The sequence below is a fragment of the Mycobacterium sherrisii genome (genome assembly GCF_002102355.1).
Classification (GTDB): domain Bacteria; phylum Actinomycetota; class Actinomycetes; order Mycobacteriales; family Mycobacteriaceae; genus Mycobacterium; species Mycobacterium sherrisii.
In genome coordinates this window covers 15,128-37,169 of sequence record NZ_LQPT01000117.1, presented here as the reverse complement: position 1 = coordinate 37,169, position 22,042 = coordinate 15,128, and the positions used below count along the sequence as shown (strand labels likewise).

The window sequence follows — 22,042 nt, the reverse complement described above, 5'->3', positions numbered from 1 at the left end:
GCAAGGAATCTCGCCGCAGCTGGTCCCCTGGCCCGTGTCGAGTATGGCCGCGGCACCCCGGCCGTCTAGGCGCCGAGTCCGAGGTCCTTACGGAACCGCTGCATGCCGTCGATCTTGTCGTCGAGTGTGGCGTCGGGTCCGGAATAGAACATCCACGGCATCGTGATGATGCCGCTGACACCGGCCTCCTCGACACGTCGATAGTCCGCGGTGGTAAACGCATCGGTCAACGGGGTCAGAATGGTGAAATCGTGCATCGTCAAACCATTTTCGCGGCGCAGCTCGCGCAACTTGCCCACCGCTTCCAGGGTGCGTTCGGTGTTGATCAGATCGCCGATCCAGCCGTCGTTGCGGGCGGCCCGGCGCAGCGCGGCGTCGCTGAGTCCGCCGACGTAGATCGGAATCGGCGGCGGTGTGGGCTGCATCTCCAGCCGTGGCGCGGAGTAGAACTCGCCGTCGAACTCCGTCCAACCGGGCGACCACAGCGCCTTCATCAGCTCGATCATCTCGTCGGTGCGTTTGCCACGTGCGTCGAATTGTTCACCCATCAACGCGAACTCCTCGCGACACCAGCCGACACCGATACCGAGCTCGATTCGGCCGGCGGCCAGAACCGCGGCGGTGCCAATGGCTTTGGCCGCGAGGTAGGGGTTGCGCATCGCGGGGATGTAGACGGTGGTGACGAACCGCAGCCGGGTGGTGACCTGTGCCAGCGCCCCGGCGAGCACCCACGGGTCCAGCCAATCGGTGAATGGTTGCCAGCGCCGCTGTCCGTCTTTGGTGTACGGGTACGGCGTCTCGAGGGTTTCCAGGTTGACGACATGATCGGGTATGCCGATGCCGTCGTAGCCGAGCTCGTCAGCGGCCTTGGCGATCTCGATGATCTCCCGGCTGTTCAAAAAGGCACTGCTGACGTAGAACTTCACCCGGTCTCCCGCGCCCAGGCTGGCTCGATGAAGACGCCTTCTGCCTCCACCGTCACCCCTTGCGCATCCGAAATAGTGCCCTTGGCAAAGACTTTCACACCCTCGGTACGGTCGACCCAGGCATCACAGCGCAGCGGCCCGAGTGGGGTGCCGCGCACATATTTGACGCTGATGGTGCCGGTGAAACGCGCCTTGCACAGTCCCTCGCTGGCCGCCTCGCCGAGCATGTGGTCGAGCACCAGCGCGCTGACGCCGCCATGCACCAGCCCGGGCGGGCCCTCGTAGGCCAGACCGAGGACGAACTCGCTCCAGCAGCGCCCACCTTCCTCGTGCTGCACGGTGAGCGGCGGCGCGATTGGGTTGCACGGGCCGACAACGGCATTGCTCAACGGCAGCGGGCGGCCGTCGACGCGGAAGCTCACTCCGGCCGGTCTGGCTCGCCGGCGCAGCATCTCGGTGACGTCCTCGATCGCACCGCGCGCAGCGGCGATCACCTCACCGTCGGCGTCGGTGCGGATGGTGGCGTCGATCAGCGCGCGCACCGCCTCGGCCAATGGCGCGTAGCGGGCCGTCACCCGGTCGGCCTCGGTGGCGTCGAGCACCTCAAACTGCGCCTCGAACGCGCTTGCTTCCCGACTCAAGTCCCAAACACCTTACGTACCACAGCTTTTGCACGGCGTGTCACGCGTAAGTAGTTATCCAAGAACTCACTTCCATCGTCGTTGTGCCAGCCGGCCGCGACCGCGACCGCATTGAGCGCACGCCCGGGCCCGGGCAGCTGGTCGGTTGGTTTGCCCTTGACCAGAACCAGCGCGTTGCGGGCCCGGGTGGCGGTCAACCAGGCCTGGCGCAGCAGGTCCACCTCGTCGGCGGGCACCAGCCCGGTCTCGGCGATCACGTCCAGCGACTCCAGCGTCGAGGTGTTGTGCAGGCCCGGAATGTCGTGCGCGTGCTGCAGTTGCAGCAGCTGGACGGTCCACTCGACGTCGGCCAATCCCCCGCGCCCCAGCTTGGTGTGTGTGTTGGGGTCGGCGCCGCGCGGCAGCCGTTCGGATTCGACGCGGGCCTTCATCCGCCGAATTTCGTGCACCGCTTCGGCGGACACCCCGTCCGCGGGATAGCGCGTCTTGTCGGCCATCAGTAAGAACCGCTGACCCAGCTCCTGGTCGCCGGCCACCGCGTGGGCCCGCAGCAGCGCCTGGATCTCCCAGGGTTGCGCCCATTGTTCGTAGTAGGCGGCGTAGGACCCCAGGGTGCGGACCAGTGGTCCGCTACGGCCTTCGGGTCGCAGGTTGGCGTCGACCTCCAGCGGCGGGTCGACGCTCGGCGTCCCCAGCAGGGTGCGCACCTGCTCGGCGATCGACGTCGCCCACTTGACCGCAACCGCGTCGTCGACACCGTGGGCCGCTTCGCAGACGAACATGACGTCGGCGTCCGACCCGTAGCCCAGCTCGGCGCCGCCCAACCTGCCCATGCCGATCACCGCGACCGTCGCCGGCGCCGTGCCATCCTCGGGCAGGTTGGCGCGGGTCAACGCCTCCAGCGCGGCCTGCAGCACCGCGACCCACACCGACGTCAGTGCCTTGCAGACGTCGCGGACCTCGAGCATACCGAGCAGATCCGCCGACGCGATCCGGGCGAGTTCCCGGCGGCGCAGCGTGCGGGCGCCGGCGATGGCTCGTACCGGGTCGGGGTGCCGGGCGGCCGAGGCGATCAGCGCGCGGGCCACCACTTCGGGCTCGGTCTCGAGCAGTTTCGGCCCGGCCGTGCCGTCGCCGTAGTCCTGGATCACCCGCGGGGCGCGCATCAGCAGGTCTGGCACGTACGCCGAGGTTCCCAGCACGTGCATCAACCGCCGGGCCACTGCCGGCTTGTCGCGCAGTGTGGACAGGTACCAGCTCTCGGTGGCCAGCGATTCGGACAGCCGCCGATAAGCCAGCAGTCCGGCATCCGGGTCCGGGGTGTAGGACATCCAGTTCAGCAGGCGAGGCAGCAGCACCGACTGCACGCGGCCGCGGCGGCCGCTCAGGTTGACCAGCGCCGACATGTGCTTGAGCGCGGTCTGGGGCCCCTCGTAACCCAGTGCGGCGAGCTGACGCTCGGCCGCCTCAGCGGTCATGCCGTGCGCGATCTCCAGCCCGGGCGGACCGATCGATTCCAGCAGCGGCTGGTAAAAGAGCTTGGCGTGCAGCTGGGACACCCGCACGTTCTGGTGTTTGAGCTCCTCGCGCAGCACCCCGGCCGCGTCGTGCCGGCCGTCCGGGCGGATGTGGGCCGCGCGCGCCAGCCAGCGCACCGCCTCCTCGTCGTCGGCCTCCGGCAGCAGGTGGGTGCGCTTGAGGCGTTGCAGCTGCAGCCGGTGTTCGAGGAGCCGCAGAAACTCGTACGAGGCCGTCAGGTTGGCCGCGTCCTCGCGACCGACATACCCGCCGGCGGCCAGCGCGGCTAGGGCATCGACCGTCGAAGCCACGTGCAGGGATTCGTCGCTGCGGCCGTGCACCAGCTGCAGCAGCTGCACCGCGAACTCCACGTCGCGCAGCCCGCCGCTGCCGAGCTTGAGTTCCCGGTCGCGGACCTCCGACGGCACCAGCTGCTCGACCCGCCGCCGCATGGCTTGCACCTCAGCCACGAAGTCCTCACGCTCGCAGGCGATCCAGACCATGGGCATCAACTCGTCCAGGTAGCGCTTGGCCAGTTCGGCATCACCGGCGGCGGCCCTGGCCTTCATCAACGCCTGGAACTCCCAGGTTTTCGCCCAGCGCTTGTAGTAGGCGACGTGCGACTCGACCGTGCGGACCAGTTCACCGCTGCGGCCCTCCGGGCGCAACCCGGCGTCCACCTGGAAGCAGGCCGTCGACGCCACCCGCATCATCTCGGTGGCCACCCGGGTGGACAGCGCGTCGGCCTGCTCGGCGACGAAGATGATGTCGACGTCGCTGACGTAGTTCAGTTCGCGGGCACCGCATTTGCCCATCGCGATGACGGCCAGCCGCGGCGGGGTGCGATCGCCGCACACCGTCGCTTCGGCCGCCCGCAGCGAGGCGGCCAGCACCGCGTCGGCGGTGTCGGCCAGCTGCGCGCCGACCAAGGGGAACGGCAGCACCGGTTCGTCCTCGACGGTCGCGGCCAGGTCGAGCGCGGCCAGCACCACCAGTTGGTCGCGGTACAAGGTGGCCAACGCGGGCACCACCGAGTTCGGCTCGGGCAGCGCGTCCTCGACGCACAGGATGAATGCCTGGTGCAGCTGGTCACGAGTGGGCAGTTTGACGTTGCCGCGCAGCAGTTTCCAGGACTGCGGGTTGGCGACCAGATGGTCCCCCAGCGTCAGCGACGACCCCAGCACCGAGAACAGGCGCCCGCGTAACGGGCGTTCGGTCAGCAGGGCGGCGTCGAGCTCGTCCCAGTCGGCGTCGGGATTCTCGGCGAGCCGAACGAGGGCCCGCAACGCGGCGTCGGGATCGGGCGCGCGCGACAACGCCCACAGCAGGTCGACGTGCGCCTTATCGTCCTGGTTGGTCCAGCCCAACTGTCGCAGCCGATCACCGGCGCGCGGGTCGACCAAACCCAGCCGACCGACGCTGGGCAGCCGGGGGCGCTCGGTGGTGGGTTTGGTCACGCCCAAACGGTAGCGCAAAGCCACCGGCGGCTCGGACGTACCGGTACCGCGCGAGTCAGAGTGAGAGGTAGGTGCTCAGCTCGAAGGGCGTGACGTGGCTGCGGTAGTTCGCCCACTCCGTGCGCTTGTTGCGTAGGAAGAAGTCAAAGACGTGCTCCCCCAACGTTTCCGCGACCAGCTCGGAGGCCTCCATGGCGTGCAGCGCGCTGTCCAGGCTGGTGGGCAGCTCGCGGTAGCCCATCGTGCGGCGCTCTTCGGGGGTCAGGTCCCACACGTTGTCCTCGGCCTGCGGTCCGAGCACGTAGCCCTTCTCGACCCCGCGCAGCCCGGCGGCCAGCAGCACGGCGAACGCCAGGTACGGGTTGCACGCCGAGTCGGGGCTGCGCACCTCGATGCGTCGCGACGACGTCTTGTGCGGCGTGTACATCGGCACCCGCACCAGGGCGGACCGGTTGGCGGCCCCCCACGACGCCGCGGTCGGCGCCTCGCCGCCGTGCACGAGCCGCTTGTAGGAGTTGACCCATTGATTGGTGACGGCGCTGATCTCCGAGGCGTGCTCGAGGATGCCGGCGATGAAGGACTTGCCGACGTCGGAGAGCTGCAGCGGATCGTCGGGGCTGTGGAAGGCGTTGACGTCGCCCTCGAACAGGCTCATGTGGGTGTGCATGGCCGAGCCGGGGTGCTCCCCGAAGGGCTTGGGCATGAAGGACGCGCGCGCACCGTTTTCGATCGCGACTTCCTTGATGACGTAGCGGAACGTCATGACGTTGTCGGCCATGGAGAGGGCATCGGCGAAACGCAGGTCGATCTCCTGCTGGCCGGGCGCACCCTCGTGGTGGCTGAATTCCACCGAGATGCCCATGAATTCCAGCGACTCGATGGCGTGCCGGCGGAAGTTCGATGCGGAGTCGTGGATCGCCTGGTCGAAGTAGCCGGCGTTGTCGACGGGCTCGGGCGGTGTTCCATCGTTCGGGCCGGGCTTGAGCAGAAAGAACTCGATCTCGGGGTGGACGTAGCAGGAGAACCCGAGGTCGTTGGCCTTCTGCAGCTGGCGGCGCAGCACGTGGCGCGGGTCGGCCCACGACGGCGAGCCGTCGGGCATGGTGATGTCGCAGAACATCCGGGCCGAGTGGTGGTGACCGCTGGGCGTGGCCCAGGGCAGCACCTGGAAGGTGGACGGGTCGGGGTTGGCGACGGTGTCGGATTCGGAGACGCGGGAGAACCCCTCGATCGAGGAGCCGTCGAAGCCGATGCCCTCCTCGAAGGCGCCCTCGAGTTCGGCCGGGGCGATGGCGACCGACTTCAGGTAACCGAGCACGTCCGTGAACCAGAGCCGGACGAAGCGAATGTCCCGTTCCTCCAGCGTGCGGAGGACGAATTCCTTCTGTCGATCCATACAGCGAACCCTAGGCAATTGCTGTTAAATCCGTGTTACACGGGTGCTTACTACTCGGCACTGCGGTTACAGCCACCAGCACAAACGGCGCATCTGGGCGCCCGCGGGCAGTTCCGGCTTATCGACGCCCCGCGCGTGGCGGTGTGATGGGTCCGCATGGTCGCCGGCTCTCACCCGAAATACATAACCGGTTCAAGTGGTTACGCGGGGCACGCTATTCGAGCAGGAGGGACCAATCGTGATCGCCAAACTGTTAACCGTTTCAGCGATCGGTCTCGGTTCGCCCTGGAGCAGGGCGCCAGCAGTGCCGCGCCGGCCGTCGCCGATCCCGCATTCAACGACCTGACGTGCAGCTGCCAGACGCCGGCACCACCGCCGCCCAGTCAGACCAGCGCAGACCGGATCAACGAGGGCCTGCACGACGCGTTCACCCGCTAGGTCAGCCGCGGCACTGTAGTCCCGCCGGCGGCGGGGTTCCGGCCAGGAAATACCGGATCACCGTGCCGTCCACGCACTGATTGCCGCCGAGCACGGCCGTGTGCTGTGTGCCGTCGAAGGTGATCAGCGGCGCGCCGAGCTGGCGGGCCAGGCTCACCCCCGATTGGTACGGCGTCGCGGGGTCGTGCGTCGTGGAGACGACGATCACCTTGCCCGGCGCGACGGGCGCCGTCGCGTGCGGCGCGCTCGTCGCCGGTACCGGCCACAGCGCGCACAGGTCGCGCGGGGCGTGGCCGGTGAACTGCCCGTAGCTCAAGAACGGCGCGGCCTGGCGGATCTTCTGATCGGCCGAAATCCAGACCGACGGATCGGCCGGCGCCGGCGCATCCACGCAGCGCACGGCGTTGAACGCGTCCTGGTCGTTGTCGTAGTGGCCCTGCTTGTCGCGTCCCTGGTAATCGTCGGCCAGCAGCAGCAGGTCGCCGGCGTCGGTGCCGCGCTGCAAGCCGAGCAGCCCACTGGTCAGGTACTTCCAGTGCTGCGGGGTGTACAACGCGTTGATGGTGCCGGTGGTCGCGTCGGCATAGCTGAGACCACGCGGGTCCGACGTGCGGCCCGGTTTCGTGACGAGGGGGTCGACCAGGGCGTGGTAACGGTTGACGAACTGGGCCGGGTCGGTGCCCAGCGGGCAGGCCGGCGAGCGGGCGCAATTGGCGGCGTAATCGTTGAAAGCCGTTTGAAATCCCGCGGTTTGGCTGATGTTCTCCTGGACCGGGTCGACGGTCGGATCGATGGCGCCGTCGAGGACCATGGTCCGCACATGATCGGCGAATTTCTCCAGGTAGGCGGTGCCCAGCTCGGTGCCGTAGCTGAAGCCGAGGTAGTTGATCTGGTCCTCACCGAGCGCCTGACGCACGACGTCCATGTCGCGCGCGACGGAGGCGGTGCCGGCGTTGGCCAGAAACTCCTTACCCATCCGGCTGACGCACTCCTGCGCCAACTGCCGGTAGATCTGCTCGATGTGGGACACGCCGGCGGGGCTGTAGTCGACCATCGGCTCGGTGCGGTAGGCATCGAATTCCGCGTCGGTGCGGCAGCGCAGCGACGGCGTGGAGTGGCCCACGCCCCGCGGATCGAATCCGACGAGATCGAAGTGCCGGCCGATATCCGTGTTCTGCAGATTCGGCGCGATCCCGGCCACCATGTCGACGGCCGAGCCGCCCGGTCCGCCCGGGTTGACCAACAGCGACCCGATCCGCTGACCGGACGCCGGAACCCGGATCACCGCCAACTTCGCTTGCGCCCCAGTCGGATTGTTGTAATTCACCGGCACGGACACGGTGGTGCACTGGGCGGTGGAAAGGCCGCTGGTGCCGCTCAGGATCTGACCGCAACTACCCCAGAGCTGACGCGCCGCGGCGGCCGGCGGCGCCGGGCTCACGGTTTGGCCCGCACCGGGTTCGGGAGTTGCGCCGGCCGCCGGCAACGCGATCGGCAGGGCCTGTTGCCCCGCGGCCAGCAGTCCTAACGACAGCAGCGCCGAGCTCAACGATCTCAGGCGCGACATGGCTGTCAATCGTGGCAGCCCCGCATACCCGTGACGGCGCGAATCGGTCACGCCTTGGTCTCGGCACGGCGGACTCGGGGGCTCGCCGCGGTGGTCAGCGGTCGGCGCCGGCTAGCACTTGGCGCCGTTGGGCGGCGTGGTGCCGCCGATCAGATACGCCGTCACGTAATCGTCGATGCAGCTGTCGCCCTGGAACACCACGGTGTGCTGGGTGCCATCGAAGGTGAGCAACGAGCCGCGCAGCTGGTTGGCCAAATCCACGCCCGCCTTGTACGGCGTCGCAGGATCGTGGGTGGTCGACACCACCACCGTCGGCACCAGGCCGGGCGCGGAGACGGTGTGTGGCTTGCTGGTCGGCGGCACCGGCCAGAACGCGCAGGTGCCCAGCGGGGCGTCGCCGGTGAACTGGCCGTAGCTCATGAACGGAGCGATCTCGCGGGAGCGCCGATCCTCGTCAATCACCTTGGCGCGGTCGGTAATTGGAGGCTGGTCGACACAGTTGATCGCGACCCGCGCGTCGGTGGCGTCGGAATAGTGGCCCTTCGAGTCCCGGCGCATGTACATGTCCGCCAACGCCAGCAGGGTGTCGCCGCGATGCTCGGTCAGTTCGGTGAGTCCGTCGGTGAGGTGATGCCATAGCGTCGGCGAGTACAGCGCCATGATCGTGCCCACGACGGCGTCGCTGTAACTCAGGCCGCGTGGGTCCTTGGTGGGCACCGGCCTGCCGAGCAAAAGGTTGTTCGGGTCGACCATCGGGTCGATCAGGCTGTGGTAGACGTCGACGGCCTTGTTCGGATCGGTGCCCAACGGACAGCTGGGCTGCTTGGCGCAGTCGGCGGCGTAGTCGTTGAAGGCGTCCTGAAAGCCCTTGGCCTGGCGCAGGTCGGCCTCGATCGGATCGGCGTTGGGGTCGACGGCGCCGTCCAGGATCATCGCCCGCACCTTCTGCGGGAAGGCCTCCGCGTAGGCCGCGCCGATTCGGGTGCCGTAGGAGTAGCCCAGGTAGGTCAGCTTGTCGTCGCCCAGCGCCGCACGAATCGCGTCCAGGTCCCTGGCGACGTTGACCGTCCCGACGTTGGCGAGAAAGTTCTTGCCCATCTTGTCGACGCAGCGGCCGACGAACTGCTTGGTCTCATCCTCGATGTGCGCCACGCCCGCCGGGCTGTAGTCGACGTTCGGCTCGGTGCGCAGCCGGTCGTTGTCGGCGTCGGAGTTACACCAGATCGCCGGCCGCGACGACCCCACCCCGCGCGGATCGAATCCGACCAGGTCGAATCGCTCGCGGACCCGCTTGGGCAGCGTTTGCAGCACACTGAGCGCGGCATCGATACCGGACTCGCCGGGGCCGCCGGGGTTGATCACCAGCGAACCGAGCTTGTCGCCGGTCGCCGGGAACCGGATCATCGCCAGCGTCGCGACGTCACCCCCGGGTTGGTTGTAGTCGACGGGCACCGCGAGCCTGCCGCACAGCGCGCCGCCGGGCAGCTTCACCGAACCGCTGGCAACCCGGCACGGCGTCCACTCCACCGGCTGCCCCAGCTTGGGTCCCGCCATCAGCGGGTGCCCGCCGACGACGTGCGTGCAACCGCCCACCAGCAGCGCGACGGCAGTGATCACCGTCGAGACCAGCAACATGCGCGCGGCCTTGCCGCGGCGAGTCAGACCCATGCCACCATATGCTGCCAGAGAATTCCTGAGACTTTCGTGAGCAGCCGCCGCGTGCCCGCAAGCGAGCGGCTACCACCTACCCGCAGCCGTTGCACCGTCGCATCCGGCCCGGCGAGCCGCATGCGCAGAATGGCATGTCTCACACTCGCGCACCGGTGCAACCGCGCCGCCCAGGTGGCAGAATCGGTCACGTCAGTCGAACCCGGGGACCTCATCCGGCCACGAGGATCGAAGCGACCACCACTAGGGACGATGATGTCTGAACAGAACGTTTATGGTGCCGACGGTTCCCGCGAAGCTAGCCACGCGCCGCGCACCAAGACCCGCATCCACCACCTGCAGAAGATGAAGGCCGAAGGCCAGAAGTGGGCCATGCTCACGGCCTATGACTATTCGACCGCCCGCGTCTTCGACGAGGCCGGCATCCCGGTACTGCTGGTCGGCGACTCGGCCGCCAATGTCGTCTACGGCTACGACACCACGGTGCCGGTCTCCATTGACGAGCTGATCCCGCTGGTGCGTGGTGTGGTACGCGGCGCCCCGCACGCGCTCGTCGTCGCCGACCTGCCGTTCGGCAGTTACGAAGCCGGACCCGCTGCCGCGCTGGCCGCCGCCACCCGGTTCATGAAGGAGGCCGGCGCGCACGCCGTCAAGCTGGAGGGCGGTGAACGGGTGACCGAGCAAATCGCCTGCCTGACCGCCGCGGGCATCCCCGTCATGGCGCACATCGGCTTCACCCCGCAGAGCGTGAACAGCCTCGGCGGCTTCCGGGTGCAGGGCCGCGGCGACGCCGCCGAGCAAACCGTCCACGACGCGATCGCCGTCGCCGAAGCCGGCGCGTTCTCCGTCGTGATGGAGATGGTGCCCGCCGAATTGGCCACCCAAATCACCGGGAAGCTGACCATCCCGACCATCGGGATCGGCGCCGGACCCAACTGCGACGCGCAGGTCCTGGTCTGGCAGGACATGGCCGGCATGAGCGGTGGCAAGACGGCCCGATTCGTCAAGCGCTTCGCACAAATCGGCGACGAATTGCGCCGCGCCGCTACTCAATACGCGCAGGAAGTGGCCAGCGGAGTATTCCCCGCCGACGAACACTGCTTCTGATCTGGCGGCCCGTCACTGACACCGATTGTGGAAATCGGTAAGCGGCTGGCGAATTGCTTCCAAATCGGCGTGTTCCTGCGGATGGGCATCCATGTACTGCTTGAGCTGATCGCCAATCTCGCCGCGAGGCTGGCCTTTCAGACTGGTGAAGTAGGCGTTGACGTCCGGGTGGCTGAACAGGTACACCGACGTCGCCGCCGCGACCCCCGACGAGACCTGGGCGAGGTCGGCGGCCGTGCAGTTCGGCGGCGGCGCTTCGGGGTCCGCGGCGGCCGGCCCGGCCGCGGCGACCGCGGCGAAAAGCATTGCGCCGCCCACGGCACCGGCGGCGATACCGCCGACGACCACACGCGAAGTGGCGAGTGCGAATGAGACCATCGCTAACACCTCCGTCAGATATCCGAGAGTTTCCGGCACGCAAACCATAAGCGTTTTCGCGGCGGTGCAGGCCGGAATTCACCGAGGTGGCAAACACGGCGAAATGCCGTCGGGGTCGTCTGGCGGGTCGATATACTCGCGCCATGAATCGGCGCCGCTGTATCGGGGCACTGCTGGTGATGTTGGCGACGACCGCGATTCCGCAAATCGTCGTCGCGATGCATTCCGCCGGGCAGGCCGACGCCACCGTCTGCGTCGGCGCCGGCCGGCGGGTGTCGGTCAGCGGGTGTGCCAACATCGCCGACACCGTCCAGCGCTACGTCCCGCCGCCGGCGGAGTATGCACCGCTGCCGGAAGACACGCCGCCTCCCCCGCCGCCCCCGTAGCCGGGCGCCGTCACCCGGGCGGACCGTTCATCGCGGTGTGGCAGGCTATAAAAACTCACCGACGAGCGTCGGTCACCCGCCGAGTCGGCCTCGACGCGCCCCTACGGAGTCACGCATGCCAGAAACGACGCGCCACCTGGAGGTGGAGCGCAAGTTCGACGTCCTCGAATCCACGGTCGCTCCGTCGTTCGAAGGCATCGCGGCGGTGGCGCGGGTGGAGAAGTTGCCGACGCAGTCGCTGGACGCGGTGTACTTCGACACGCAGACGCAAGACTTGGCGCGCAACAAGATCACGCTGCGGCGGCGCACGGGTGGCCACGACGCGGGCTGGCACCTGAAGCTGCCGGCCGGGCCGGACGCTCGCACCGAGGTGCGCGCCCCGTTGGGGTCCGCCGACGACGACACCGTGCCCGCCGAGTTGGTGGACGTGGTGTTGGCCATCGTTCGCGACCGCCCGCTCAAACCGGTCGCCCGGATCACCTCGGAGCGCGAGAGTCAGGTGCTCTACGGTGTCGACGGCGCTCCGTTCGCGGAGTTCTCCAACGATCATGTGCGCGCCTGGTCGGCGGGCGCGACCGACGGTCTCGCCGCGGGGCCGGTCGAGCAGGAGTGGCGCGAGTGGGAGCTCGAGCTCGACGAGTCAAGCGGCACAACGGATGCCGAGCTGCTGCAGCGGCTGAGTAACCGCCTGCTGGATGCCGGCGCCCAGCCCGCCGGTCACGGCTCCAAGCTCGCTCGCGTGCTGGGGGCCACGGTGCAGACCGAGCCGATCAGCGAGCCGCCCGAGGATGCGGTGCAGCGCGCGGTGGCCGAGCAGGTCGAGGAGTTGTTGGTGTGGGATCGCGCCGTGCGCGCCGACGTGTTCGACGCCGTGCACCAGATGCGGGTCACCACTCGTAAGATCCGTAGCCTGCTCAAGGACGCCCAAGCGGCGCTGGGCGCCTCCGACGACTGGCCGTACGCCTGGGTGCTCGACGAGCTGCGCGAGCTCGCCGGCGTGCTGGGTGTGGCCCGCGATGCCGAAGTGCTCGAGCAGCGCTATGAGCAGGAGCTGAACCGGCTGGCACCGGAGCTGGTGCGAGGCCCGGTGCGGGAGCGCCTGGTCGAGGGCGCCAAACGCCGGTATCAGTCCGGGCTGCGACGGTCGTTGATCGCGATGCGCTCGCAGCGCTACTTCCGGATGCTCGACGCGCTCGACGCGATCGTGTCCGACGGCTTCACGGCAGCGGCCGGGGAGAAGCCGACGGTGACCATCGATGCGGCCTACAAGAAGGTCCGTAAGGCCGCGAAGGCCGCCGTGAAGTTGGAGCAGTCTCACGGCGACCATCGCGAGGGCGACAGCGATTTTGCCGCTGGCCCCGACGCCGACGAGCATGCCGACAAGGACGACTACAAGGACGACTACGAACACGACCACGATGAGGCGCTGCACGCGATCCGTAAGCGCGCCAAGCGACTTCGCTACACCGCGGCGGCCACCGGCGCCGATGACGTGTCCAAGCAGGCCAAGGCCATCCAGTCGTTGCTCGGCGATCATCAAGACAGCGTGGTCAGCCGCGAGCACCTGATCGAGCAGACCGACTCGGCCTACGCCGCGGGCGAAGACACGTTCACCTACGGCCTGCTCTATCAGCAGGAGGCCGACCTGGCCGAGCGCTGCCGTGCGCAGCTCGACGAAGCGTTGCGCAAGCTCGACAAGGCGGTGAAGAAATCGCGCTGACCGGGCGGGGCGGACGAGTTGGCCTGTAAGCCGGATTCTGTGCCCCGCCGCCGCGGCAAAGCCAACGGCGGCGCGGTGGCGACCATCCATCTGGACACACCGTCGCCGGGTGCCTCGAGCGGTCTACCCGCAGGCTCGGGCGAGCAACCCTCAATCGCCTGCGCGGCCGCACCTTTCGGTGCGGCCTTCTTGACCTTGCTTCGGGTGGGGTTTGCCGAGCCACCCCGGTCACCCGGGGTGCTGGTGCGCTCTTACCGCACCGTTTCACCCTTACCACCGCGCGGGTGGCGGTCTGCTTTCTGTGGCACTTTCCCGCGAGTCGCCTCGGATTGCTGTTAGCAATCACCCTGCTCTGTGAAGTCCGGACTTTCCTCGACTCCTCGCCCCGAAGAGCGCGAGCCGCGGCCGCCCGGCCAACTCGTCCGCACGAACACGGTACTCGCTGGCGAATCTGGTGGCCAGCGGCTAGCTGGTCCGACGGGCCAGCGCGTGCCAGGCCAGATCGGCGATGGCCGCGCAATAGTCGTCGCCCACCGGGGCATCCGAATACAGCGCGCGAATGTTGATCGGCGCCATGACTATCTGGATGGCTGCCACCGCGCTGACGCCGTCGCGCAGATCGCCGCGCTCTCTGGCCCGGTCGATGATGGTGCGAACCACGGCAAAACGCGCCTTCCAGAACATCGCCCGGGTCTCTTCGTCATGCGGGCCACGCTGTCCCATCACCAATGCGCGCAGGAACGTGCGACCGACCTCGGTGTTGACCCGGCCGGCCACGTTGCGCGCCAACGCCTCCAGGTCCGTGCGCAACGAGCCGGTATCGGTTCCCGCGTCCCAGGTTTCGAGGTCTGCCAGGGCCGCGTCGACGATCAGGCCCTGCCGGTCGCCCCAGTGCCGGTAGATCATCGCCGCGTCCAGCCGGTGCCGCTCCGCCAGCGCCTCGATGCTGAACCTTTCGACGCCCCAACGCGCCAACTCCTCGAGCACCGCCGGCATCACCAGCGCCCGGGTCTGCGCGGGAACCGCTTTTCGCGAAGCGTCGGCTGGCGACGGCATGTCTGGCTCCTTGGTGACTACAGGTAGCCGGTCTGATTCACCAGCCGCACCGACGATGCGCCGTCCGAATAGAACTCGGCGATGCTCAACGATGCCAGGTCGAGGTGCAGCCGGTACAGGATTCCGGGTCCGGCGTCCAACGCCATCCGCAGCACCATCTTGATCGGCGTCACGTGCGAGACGACGAGCACCGTGGCCCCGGGATAGTCGGCGATGATGCGGTCGCGCGCCCGCAGGACCCGCTCGAGTGCGGCATCGAAGCTTTCCCCGCCGGGCGGCTCGGTGCTGGTGTCGCGCAGCCAGCGGGTGTGCAGTTCTGGATCGCGTTCGGCGGCCTCGAGGAACGTCAACCCTTCCCACGCACCGAAATCCGTCTCGATCAAGTCGTCGTCGACGATCACGTCCAGGCCCAGCGCCTTGGCCGCCGCCGTCGCGGTGTCGTAGGCGCGCTGCAGCGGCGAGGAGATCACCGCGGCGATACCGCCGCGCGCGGCCAGATACCGCGCCGCCGCCTGCGCCTGCTGGCGGCCCACCTCGGTCAGCTCCGGGTTCCCCCGCCCGGAGTATCGGCGCTGCACCGACAACCCGGTCTGCCCGTGCCGCAACAACAGCAGCCGGGTCGGGTGGCCGCGCGCCCCGGTCCAGCCCGGCGATGACGCCGCTTGCGGTACAACGTCTTTCGACTCAGATTCGGGCTCGGGGGTCTCGGTGTCGACCTCGGCGGCCGCGTCCATCGCCTCGTTGGCCAGCCGATCGGCGTGCTTGTTGCGTTCGCGCGGAATCCAGGTGTAAGTGATCCGGTCGAATCGGGCGGCCAGTCTTCGGGCCTGGGCGTGCAGCTCGGCGAGGTCGGGGTGCTTGACTTTCCACCGTCCGGACATCTGCTCCACCACCAGCTTGGAATCCATGAAGACGTCGACCTCGCTGGCGTCGAGCCGCGCCGCGTCTTCCAAACCGGCGATCAGACCGCGGTATTCGGCAACGTTGTTGGTCGCCCGGCCGATGGCCTGCATGCTTTCGGCCAGCACGGTCGCCCGGTCGGCGCTGTGCACCACCGCGCCGTAGCCGGCCGGGCCGGGGTTGCCGCGGGATCCGCCGTCGGCCTCGACGATCACCTTCACCGCCCGACCGCCTTGACCCGCAACAGGATCGCGCCGCATTCCGGGCAGCGCACCACGTCGTCGTCGGCGGCCGCGGAGATGCGGGCCATTTCACCGCGATCGATCTCGATGCGGCAGGCGCCGCAGCGGTGTCCGAGTAACGGTCCCGCCCCCGGCCCTCCCCCGGCCCGCTGCCGTTCGTACAGGGCGGTCAAGGCGGGGTCCAGCTCCGCGGCCAACCGGTCACGCCGCGACGCGAGATCGGCGCGGGTTTCCTCGATTTCGGCGAGCGCAGCGTCGAGCGCCTGCTGCGCGCCGGCGAGGTCCGCTTGCAGGGTTTCGATCACATTTTGCTCGCCGTCCAGTTGTGCCTGCAGTTCCTCGCGACGTTCCATGACTTCCAGCAGCGAATCCTCCAGGCTGGCCTGACGACGGGTCAGGGTCTCCAGTTCGTGCTGCAGGTCGGTGAGCTGTTTGGCGTCGGTGGCACCGGAGGCGAGCAACGACCGGTCGCGGTCCTCGCGCTGGCGCACCGACGCGATCTCCGACTCGTAGCGGGACACCTGGGCGTCCAGATCCGCGACCGCAATCCGCAGGGCCCCCAGCCGGTCGTTGGCGGCGTCGCGTTCGCCGCGCATCCGCTCGATGGCCTCGCGCTCGGGCAACCGGGTGGCCCGGTGCGCGACCCGGGTCAATTCGGCGTCCAATTCGGACAATTCCAGCAGCGAACGCTGCTGCGCCACTTCGGCTTTCATGACTGATCTCCACAAGAGTCGGGCCCGGCCTGCCCCAGGTTCCACGGGTCGGTGCGGGTGGTGGACACGCGTACCTGCAGCGCCGCACCGAAGCGGGACCGCAGCACTCCGGCGGCCTGTGCGCACCATGGGAATTCGCTGGCCCAGTGCGCCACGTCGATCAGCGCCACCTCGGAGGCCCGGCGATGCTCGTCGGCGGGATGATGACGCAGATCGGCGGTGACGTAGGCCTGCACGTCGGCGCGGGCCACGACGCTCAGCAGCGAATCCCCGGCGCCGCCGCACACCGCGACCCTGGACACCACTCGGTCGGGATCGCCAGCGGCGCGCACCCCCCAGGACGTCCGCGGCAACGCGGCGTTGACGCGGGAGACGAAGTCCCGCAACGGTTCCGGTTTCGCCAGCGTGCCGATGCGACCCAGCCCGGTATCACCGGGCGGCGGCACCAGGGCGAAAATGTCGAACGCGGGCTCCTCGTAGGGATGGGCGGCGCGCATCGCCGCCAACACGGCGGCGCGGGCCCGCACGGGCGCGACCACCTCGAAGCGGTCCTCCTCGACGCGCTCGACGGCGCCGACGCTGCCGATCGCCGGGTTGGCCCCGGCGTGCGGCAGGAACTGCCCGACGCCGCTGACGCTCCAGCTGCAGTGCGAGTAGTCGCCGATGTGACCGGCGCCCGCGTCGAACACGGCGGCCTGCACCGCCTCGGCGTTCTCCCGCGGCACGTAGATCACCCATTTGTCGAGATCGCCCGGTGGGCAGGCCGGTTCGAGCGCGGCTTCGACGGACAGGCCCAGGGACTGCGCCAGCGCATCGGAGACACCGGGGTTCGCGGCGTCGGCATTGGTGTGCGCGGTGAACAGTGAGCGTCCGGTGCGGATCAGCCGGTGCACCAGCGCTCCTTTGGGAGTGCTGGCCGCGACCGTGTCGACGCCGCGCAGCAGCAACGGATGATGCGCCAGCAGCAACCCGGCCGCCGGGACTTCGTCGACCACCGCCGGGGTGGCGTCGACGGCGACCGTGACCGACTCGAGTTGGTCGCCGGGGTCGCCGCACACCAGGCCCACCGAATCCCACGATCGGGCCAACCGCGGCGGGTAGGCCTCGTCGAGGGCGGCGATGACGTCGGACAGCCGTACGCTCACCGCCGTCTCCCGTTCGACACCGGCACCGACTCCGCGATCGCCTGGGCCAGCAGCGGCCATTCCGGCCGGACCGCGGCCCGCAGATAGTGCTCGTCCAAACCGACGAAGGTATCGCAGCGTCGCACGGCAATCCCCTTGTCCTGCAAGTCATTCCGAATCCGCACTGCGTGGGGGCTGCGGAACAGCACGAACGGGGCCGCGCCGTCGATCACCTCGGCGCCCAGCGCCGCCAGCCCGGCGACCATCTCGGCGCGCAGCCGGATCAGCCGTGCCGCGTCGGCCGTCGCACTGGCGACCGCATCGGGCGCACAACACGCCGCGATCGCGGCCAGCTGCAGCGTGCCCACCGGCCAGTGTGCACGCCGGGCGGTCAACCGCGCCAACAGCTCCGAAGTGCCCACGGCATAGCCCACCCGCAGACCGGCCAGCGCCCACGACTTGGTCAGGCTGCGCAGCACCAGCACATCGGGCAGCGGATCGGGGGCCAGCGACTCCGGCTCGCCGGGTATCGAATCCGCGAACGCCTCGTCGACCACCAGGATTCGTCCCGGCCGGCGCAAGGCCAGCAACTGCTCGCGGCGATGCAGCACCGAGGTGGGGTTGGTCGGATTGCCGACCACCACCAGGTCGGCGTCCGGGGGCACCCGCCCGGCCTCGAGCGCGTCGTCGAGTCCGAACGGCGGCGCCAGCACGACGTGGTGCACGGGAACGCCGGCCGCGCTCAGCGCCACGGCCGGCTCGGTGAACGCGGGCGCGACGATCGCCGCGAGCCTGGGCCGCAGGTTGGGCAGCAACGCGAACCCCTCGGCCGCCCCGGCCAGCGGCAGCACCTCCTCGCACGCCCGGCCGTGCCGCGCGGCGGCGGCGTCCTGCGCCCGGTGCACGTCGTCGACGCTCGGGTAGCGGGCCAGGTCCGGCAGCCGCGCCGCCAGCCGCTCGGTCAGCCACTGCGGCGGACGGGTGTGGCGGACGTTGACCGCGAAGTCCAGCATCCCCGGCGCGGCGGCCTGATCACCGTGATAGCGCCCCATCATCAGCAGGCTCGGGTCCGGACTCGCCATCCGTGAAACACTAGTGCGCCCGTGCCGGGCGGCGAACCCGGCCGATCACGCGACCCTGAATGCCGGGCAACGCGCCATCTAGGAGAATGGGGACGTGACAGGAGCAGCTTCGGCCGACGGGCAGCCGCCTCAGCTGGTGATCTTCGATCTCGACGGCACCCTGACCGATTCCGCCGAAGGCATCGTCGCCAGCTTCCTGCACGCGCTCAGCCACATCGGCGCCCCGGTTCCCGAGGGCGATCTGGCCGCCCGCATCGTCGGGCCGCCGATGGACGAGACGTTTCACGCGATGGGCCTGGGCGAGGACACCGACGCGGCATTCGCGGCGTTTCGGGCCGAGTACGGCGCGCGGGGCTGGGCCATCAACACCCTGTTCGAGGGCATCGAGACGCTGCTGGCCGATCTGCGGGCGGCCGGCGTGCGGCTGGCGGTGGCCACCTCCAAGCTGGAGCCGACCGCGCAGCGCATCCTCGCCCATTTCGACCTCGACCAGTATTTCGAGGTGATCGCCGGTGCCTGCCCGGACGGCTCTCGTCGCAGCAAGCAGGAGGTGCTGGCGCACGCGCTGGCCCAGCTGCAGCCGCTACCCGAGCGGGTGCTGATGGTCGGCGACCGCAGCCACGACGTCGACGGGGCCGCCGCGCACGGCATCGACACCGTCGTGGTCGGCTGGGGCTACGGGCAGGCCGATTTCGCCGACGGCGTCGCCGCGGCCGGCGTGACGCACGCCGCGACCGTCGCCGAGCTGCGGAGGGCGCTGCGTGTCTAAGCCATTGCACGTGACGTTCGTCTGCACCGGCAACATCTGCCGCTCGCCGATGGCCGAGAAGATGTTCGCCCACCAGCTGCGCGAGCGCGGTCTGGGTGACGCGGTGCGGGTGACCAGCGCGGGCACCGGCAACTGGCATGTCGGCAGTTGCGCCGACGAGCGCGCCGTCCGGGTGCTGCGGGCGCACGGCTACTCCACCGACCACTGCGCGGTGCAGGTCGACGACGACCACCTCAATGCCGATCTGGTGGTGGCCTTGGGCCGCAACCATCTTCGGATCTTGCAACAGCTGGGCGTCGACCCCGACCGGATCCGGATGCTGCGCTCGTTTGACCCGCGCTCGGCGGCCTATGCCCTCGACGTCGACGACCCGTACTACGGCGACCCGGCCGACTTCGAGGACGTGCTGGCCGTCATCGAGGCCGCCCTGCCCGGGCTGCACGCCTGGGTGGACGAGCGGCTGGCGGAAAACGGGCACCGCGATGGCTGACGGCCGGTCGCGCCTGGCCTTTTTGCTCCGGCCGGGTTGGATAGCGCTGATCCTGGTGGTCATCGCCTTCACTTACTTGTGTTTCATGGTGTTGGCGCCGTGGCAGCTGGGCAAGAACACTCGCACGTCTCGGGAAAACCACCAGATCGAAACCTCGCTCAACACGGCTCCGGTACCGCTGAAAACCCTTCTACCCCAGCAGGATTCGTCGGCGCCGGCCGAGCAGTGGCGACGGGTCACCGCGACCGGCCATTATCTGCCCGACGTCGAGGTGTTGGCCCGGTTGCGTGCGATCGAAGGCGATCAAGCCTTCGAGGTGCTGGCGCCGTTCGTGGTGGACGACGGCCCGACGGTCCTCGTCGACCGTGGGTATGTGCGGCCCGAGCCGGGTTCGCACGTGCCGCCGATCCCCCGTCCGCCGCACGACACGGTGACCATCACGGCGCGGCTGCGCGACTGTGAGCCGCTGGTACGCGACAAGGAGCCGTTCTCCAGAGACGGTGTGCAGCAAGTGTATTCGATCAACACCGAACAGATTTCGGTGCTGACGAAGGTGCCGCTGGCCGGGTCGTATCTGCAGCTGGTGGAAAACCAGCCGGGCGTCCTCGGCGTGATCGGCGTGCCACATTTGGATGCGGGGCCGTTCCTATCCTACGGCATTCAGTGGATCTCGTTCGGCATCCTCGCGCCAATCGGGTTGGGCTACTTCGCCTATTCGGAGATCCGCGCCCGTCGCCAACACAAGCAGCAGACCGCGGCCCCGATGACGGTCGAGGAAAAACTTGCCGATCGCTACGGCCGGCGGCACTGACCGCGTTGCCCGTTGCCAAGGGTGGCCGCGACGCCCAGCGCGGCCGCCAGCTGCACCAGCCGTGACAGCACCACCGCCCGGCGCAGGTCGGCCGCGCCGGGCGGGCACCCGTCGCCGAGTGTGGGGCGAATCTGCAGCTCATGGTGATAGTGCGTGGGCCCGCCCAGCCGCACCCCCAAAGCTCCGGCGAACGCCGCCTCGACGACGCCGGCGTTCGGGCTGGGATGGCGGGCCGCGTCGCGCTGCCAGGCCTGCACGGCCGCGACCGGCGATCCCCGGACGAGCGGCGCACACAGCACCACCAGCACCGCGGTCAGCCGGGCCGCAGCATAGTTGGCCAGATCATCCAATCGCGCTGCCGCCCAACCGAATCGGCGGTACCGTGGCGAGCGGTGGCCGATCATCGCGTCCAAGGTGTTGATCGCGCGGTACACCAGCACGGCGGGCAATCCGCCCGCAGCGGCCCACAGCAGCGCAGCGACCTGAGCGTCGGAGGTGTTCTCGGCGACGGACTCCAACGCCGCCCGGGTCAGCCCGGCGAGGTCCAGCCGGTCGGGGTCGCGCCCGCACAGCGACGGCAGTAGCCGCCGCGCGGCCGCGACGTCGCCGCGGTCCAGCAGCTGCGCCATCTCCCGGCCGGTGCGGGTCAGCGACGTTCCGCCCAGTGCCACCCAGGTGGCCGCGGCCGTGGCGGCGGTTGACCACAGCGGGCTGCGGGCGGCGCTTCGCTGCACGGTGGCGCCCAACAGGCCGACCGCGCCGACCGCGAGGCTCACGTGCAGCGCTCCGGCCAGCCTGGTATCGCGATACGTCAACCGCTCGAGTTGCGCTGCCGCTCGCCCGAATACCGCGACCGGGTGGCCTCGTTGCGGGTCGCCCAGCGCCAGATCGGCCAGGCAACCGGCCAACACGCCGACGATCCGGGTTCGGCTCGCACGCACCTCGGCAGCGTCTCACATGCGCGCGGACGCCGGTCCCGCTAGGCCAGCGACACCACGATCAGCACCGCGGCCACGACGGCGATGGTCCCCAGCACCCACCACAGCAGTACGGAGGTATCGAGTGTGCCCATGCATCTGCGTCTGCCCACTTTTTCCGCGCAACTAACGTTCGGGCGCGTTATTCGCAGTCATACTCGAAACCCATGGCGTTGGCTACGGCGTGCTGGAAAGCCCGGTGGACAGCGGCAACGTCTACCAGCACCCGTTCCAGCGGGCCCGCACCACCGGCACCTACCTCGCGGTGGCGACCATCGGCACCGCGGCGGACCGCAAGTTGATCCGCGAGGCCGTCGCCGTCGCGCATCGCCAGGTCCGGTCCGCCCCGTCCAGCCCCGGTGTCCTACAACGCGGGGTGGCCGCCCTGGCGTTTCTGCCGTGGCCGTTGCGCGCGCTGGCTGGTCCGCTCAACCTGTTTGCGACGACGGGCTTTCTGGCACCGGAATTTCGGGCGCTGATGCGGCTGGACTGGTCGCGGGCTCAGCAACGCCGATTCGAGTGGCTGTTGTCCACGCTACGACTGGCCGACCAGCTCATTCCACACCGCGCCTGGCTCTTCGGCTACCAAATTTATTTGTGGGACATGCGATTCCGGGCCCGCCGCGGTCGCCGAATCGTGTAGTGGATCACTGCCTCGGACCCCCGGACGACTACC

At 69.1% G+C, this 22,042-nt stretch carries 19 protein-coding genes, 1 other RNA gene and 1 pseudogene; 7 read left to right on the top strand and 14 right to left on the bottom strand.

All coding sequences use genetic code 11. From position 1 onward, the window contains the following. Positions 1–65 precede the first annotated feature (65 nt). From AWC25_RS24480 to AWC25_RS24450, 6 genes are all read right to left on the bottom strand, one after another. Positions 66–926: a TIGR03619 family F420-dependent LLM class oxidoreductase gene (locus tag AWC25_RS24480; RefSeq protein WP_069400954.1), complete on the bottom strand. Its 861-nt coding sequence runs from the start codon at positions 924–926 to the stop codon at positions 66–68. Next, entirely contained in the window at positions 923–1,567 is a 645-nt protein-coding gene (locus tag AWC25_RS24475; RefSeq protein ID WP_069400953.1) for a PaaI family thioesterase, read from the bottom strand. Before AWC25_RS24475 ends, AWC25_RS24480 begins: the two co-directional genes overlap by 4 nt. After that, entirely contained in the window at positions 1,564–4,548 is a 2,985-nt protein-coding gene (locus AWC25_RS24470) for a bifunctional [glutamine synthetase] adenylyltransferase/[glutamine synthetase]-adenylyl-L-tyrosine phosphorylase (RefSeq protein WP_069400995.1), read from the bottom strand. Before AWC25_RS24470 ends, AWC25_RS24475 begins: the two co-directional genes overlap by 4 nt. A 49-nt stretch (positions 4,549–4,597) precedes the next feature. Then, the gene (glnA, locus tag AWC25_RS24465; RefSeq protein ID WP_044506628.1) at positions 4,598–5,938 is read right to left on the bottom strand and encodes a type I glutamate--ammonia ligase; all 1,341 of its coding nucleotides are present in this window, start codon (positions 5,936–5,938) and stop codon (positions 4,598–4,600) included. A gap of 439 nt (positions 5,939–6,377) precedes the next feature. Beyond that, positions 6,378–7,952: an alpha/beta hydrolase gene (locus tag AWC25_RS24455; protein WP_142279039.1), complete on the bottom strand. Its 1,575-nt coding sequence runs from the start codon at positions 7,950–7,952 to the stop codon at positions 6,378–6,380. Positions 7,953–8,054: 102 nt separating this feature from the next. Next, a complete protein-coding gene (locus AWC25_RS24450; protein ID WP_069400950.1) occupies positions 8,055–9,611 on the bottom strand; it encodes an alpha/beta hydrolase in 1,557 nt (518 codons plus the stop codon). Between the two features lie 255 nt (positions 9,612–9,866). Between AWC25_RS24450 and panB the strand changes: the two genes are divergently transcribed. Beyond that, positions 9,867–10,718, top strand: coding sequence for a 3-methyl-2-oxobutanoate hydroxymethyltransferase (gene panB / locus AWC25_RS24445; RefSeq protein WP_085168038.1), 852 nt, complete (start codon positions 9,867–9,869; stop codon positions 10,716–10,718). Positions 10,719–10,730: 12 nt separating this feature from the next. Here panB and AWC25_RS24440 read toward each other — a convergent pair whose 3' ends face one another. After that, the gene (locus AWC25_RS24440) at positions 10,731–11,096 is read right to left on the bottom strand and encodes a heme-binding protein (protein WP_069400993.1); all 366 of its coding nucleotides are present in this window, start codon (positions 11,094–11,096) and stop codon (positions 10,731–10,733) included. Between the two features lie 143 nt (positions 11,097–11,239). Between AWC25_RS24440 and AWC25_RS24435 the strand changes: the two genes are divergently transcribed. After that, positions 11,240–11,482 carry a hypothetical protein gene (locus AWC25_RS24435; RefSeq protein WP_069400949.1) on the top strand — a complete coding sequence of 81 codons (243 nt, stop codon included), beginning with the start codon at positions 11,240–11,242 and terminating at the stop codon, positions 11,480–11,482. 115 nt (positions 11,483–11,597) lie between these two features. After that, on the top strand, positions 11,598–13,202 hold the full coding sequence (locus AWC25_RS24430) for a CYTH and CHAD domain-containing protein (protein WP_085168029.1): 1,605 nt from the start codon (positions 11,598–11,600) through the stop codon (positions 13,200–13,202). Positions 13,203–13,212: 10 nt separating this feature from the next. Here AWC25_RS24430 and rnpB read toward each other — a convergent pair. From rnpB to cobC, 6 genes are all read right to left on the bottom strand, one after another. After that, an RNA gene (gene rnpB, locus AWC25_RS24425) (RNase P RNA component class A) lies at positions 13,213–13,623 on the bottom strand. A 44-nt stretch (positions 13,624–13,667) separates the two neighbouring features. After that, on the bottom strand, positions 13,668–14,258 hold the full coding sequence (locus tag AWC25_RS24420; protein WP_069400947.1) for a TetR-like C-terminal domain-containing protein: 591 nt from the start codon (positions 14,256–14,258) through the stop codon (positions 13,668–13,670). 17 nt (positions 14,259–14,275) lie between these two features. After that, positions 14,276–15,379: a bifunctional RNase H/acid phosphatase gene (locus AWC25_RS24415; RefSeq protein ID WP_069400946.1), complete on the bottom strand. Its 1,104-nt coding sequence runs from the start codon at positions 15,377–15,379 to the stop codon at positions 14,276–14,278. Beyond that, entirely contained in the window at positions 15,376–16,113 is a 738-nt protein-coding gene (locus AWC25_RS24410; RefSeq protein WP_069400945.1) for a zinc ribbon domain-containing protein, read from the bottom strand. Before AWC25_RS24410 ends, AWC25_RS24415 begins: the two co-directional genes overlap by 4 nt. Then, positions 16,110–17,258 (bottom strand): Nif3-like dinuclear metal center hexameric protein, encoded by a 1,149-nt coding sequence (locus AWC25_RS24405; RefSeq protein ID WP_069400944.1) that lies wholly within the window; start codon positions 17,256–17,258, stop codon positions 16,110–16,112. Before AWC25_RS24405 ends, AWC25_RS24410 begins: the two co-directional genes overlap by 4 nt. Continuing rightward, a complete protein-coding gene (gene cobC / locus AWC25_RS24400) occupies positions 17,255–18,319 on the bottom strand; it encodes an Rv2231c family histidinol phosphate aminotransferase CobC (RefSeq protein WP_085168027.1) in 1,065 nt (354 codons plus the stop codon). The genes AWC25_RS24405 and cobC overlap by 4 nt, the downstream gene beginning before the upstream one ends. Positions 18,320–18,413: 94 nt before the next feature. On the opposite strand from cobC, the gene AWC25_RS24395 reads away from it, so the two are divergent. From AWC25_RS24395 to AWC25_RS24385, 3 genes are read left to right on the top strand one after another with little or no spacing between them, the layout of a single operon-like run. Further along, positions 18,414–19,088, top strand: coding sequence for an HAD-IA family hydrolase (locus AWC25_RS24395; RefSeq protein WP_198166670.1), 675 nt, complete (start codon positions 18,414–18,416; stop codon positions 19,086–19,088). Then, positions 19,081–19,578, top strand: a complete 498-nt coding sequence (locus AWC25_RS24390; RefSeq protein WP_069400941.1) for a low molecular weight protein-tyrosine-phosphatase — start codon at positions 19,081–19,083, stop codon at positions 19,576–19,578. Before AWC25_RS24395 ends, AWC25_RS24390 begins: the two co-directional genes overlap by 8 nt. After that, positions 19,571–20,389, top strand: coding sequence for an SURF1 family cytochrome oxidase biogenesis protein (locus AWC25_RS24385; RefSeq protein ID WP_069400940.1), 819 nt, complete (start codon positions 19,571–19,573; stop codon positions 20,387–20,389). The genes AWC25_RS24390 and AWC25_RS24385 overlap by 8 nt, the downstream gene beginning before the upstream one ends. On the opposite strand, the gene AWC25_RS24380 is transcribed toward AWC25_RS24385, so the two are convergent. Beyond that, positions 20,371–21,330 (bottom strand): cobalamin biosynthesis protein, encoded by a 960-nt coding sequence (locus AWC25_RS24380; RefSeq protein ID WP_069400939.1) that lies wholly within the window; start codon positions 21,328–21,330, stop codon positions 20,371–20,373. The two genes, AWC25_RS24385 and AWC25_RS24380, sit on opposite strands and share 19 nt — an antisense overlap. Positions 21,331–21,514: 184 nt before the next feature. On the opposite strand from AWC25_RS24380, the pseudogene AWC25_RS24375 reads away from it, so the two are divergent. Beyond that, positions 21,515–22,009: pseudogene (locus AWC25_RS24375) on the top strand (oxygenase MpaB family protein); the annotation flags it as partial. Between the last annotated feature and the right edge of the window lie 33 nt (positions 22,010–22,042).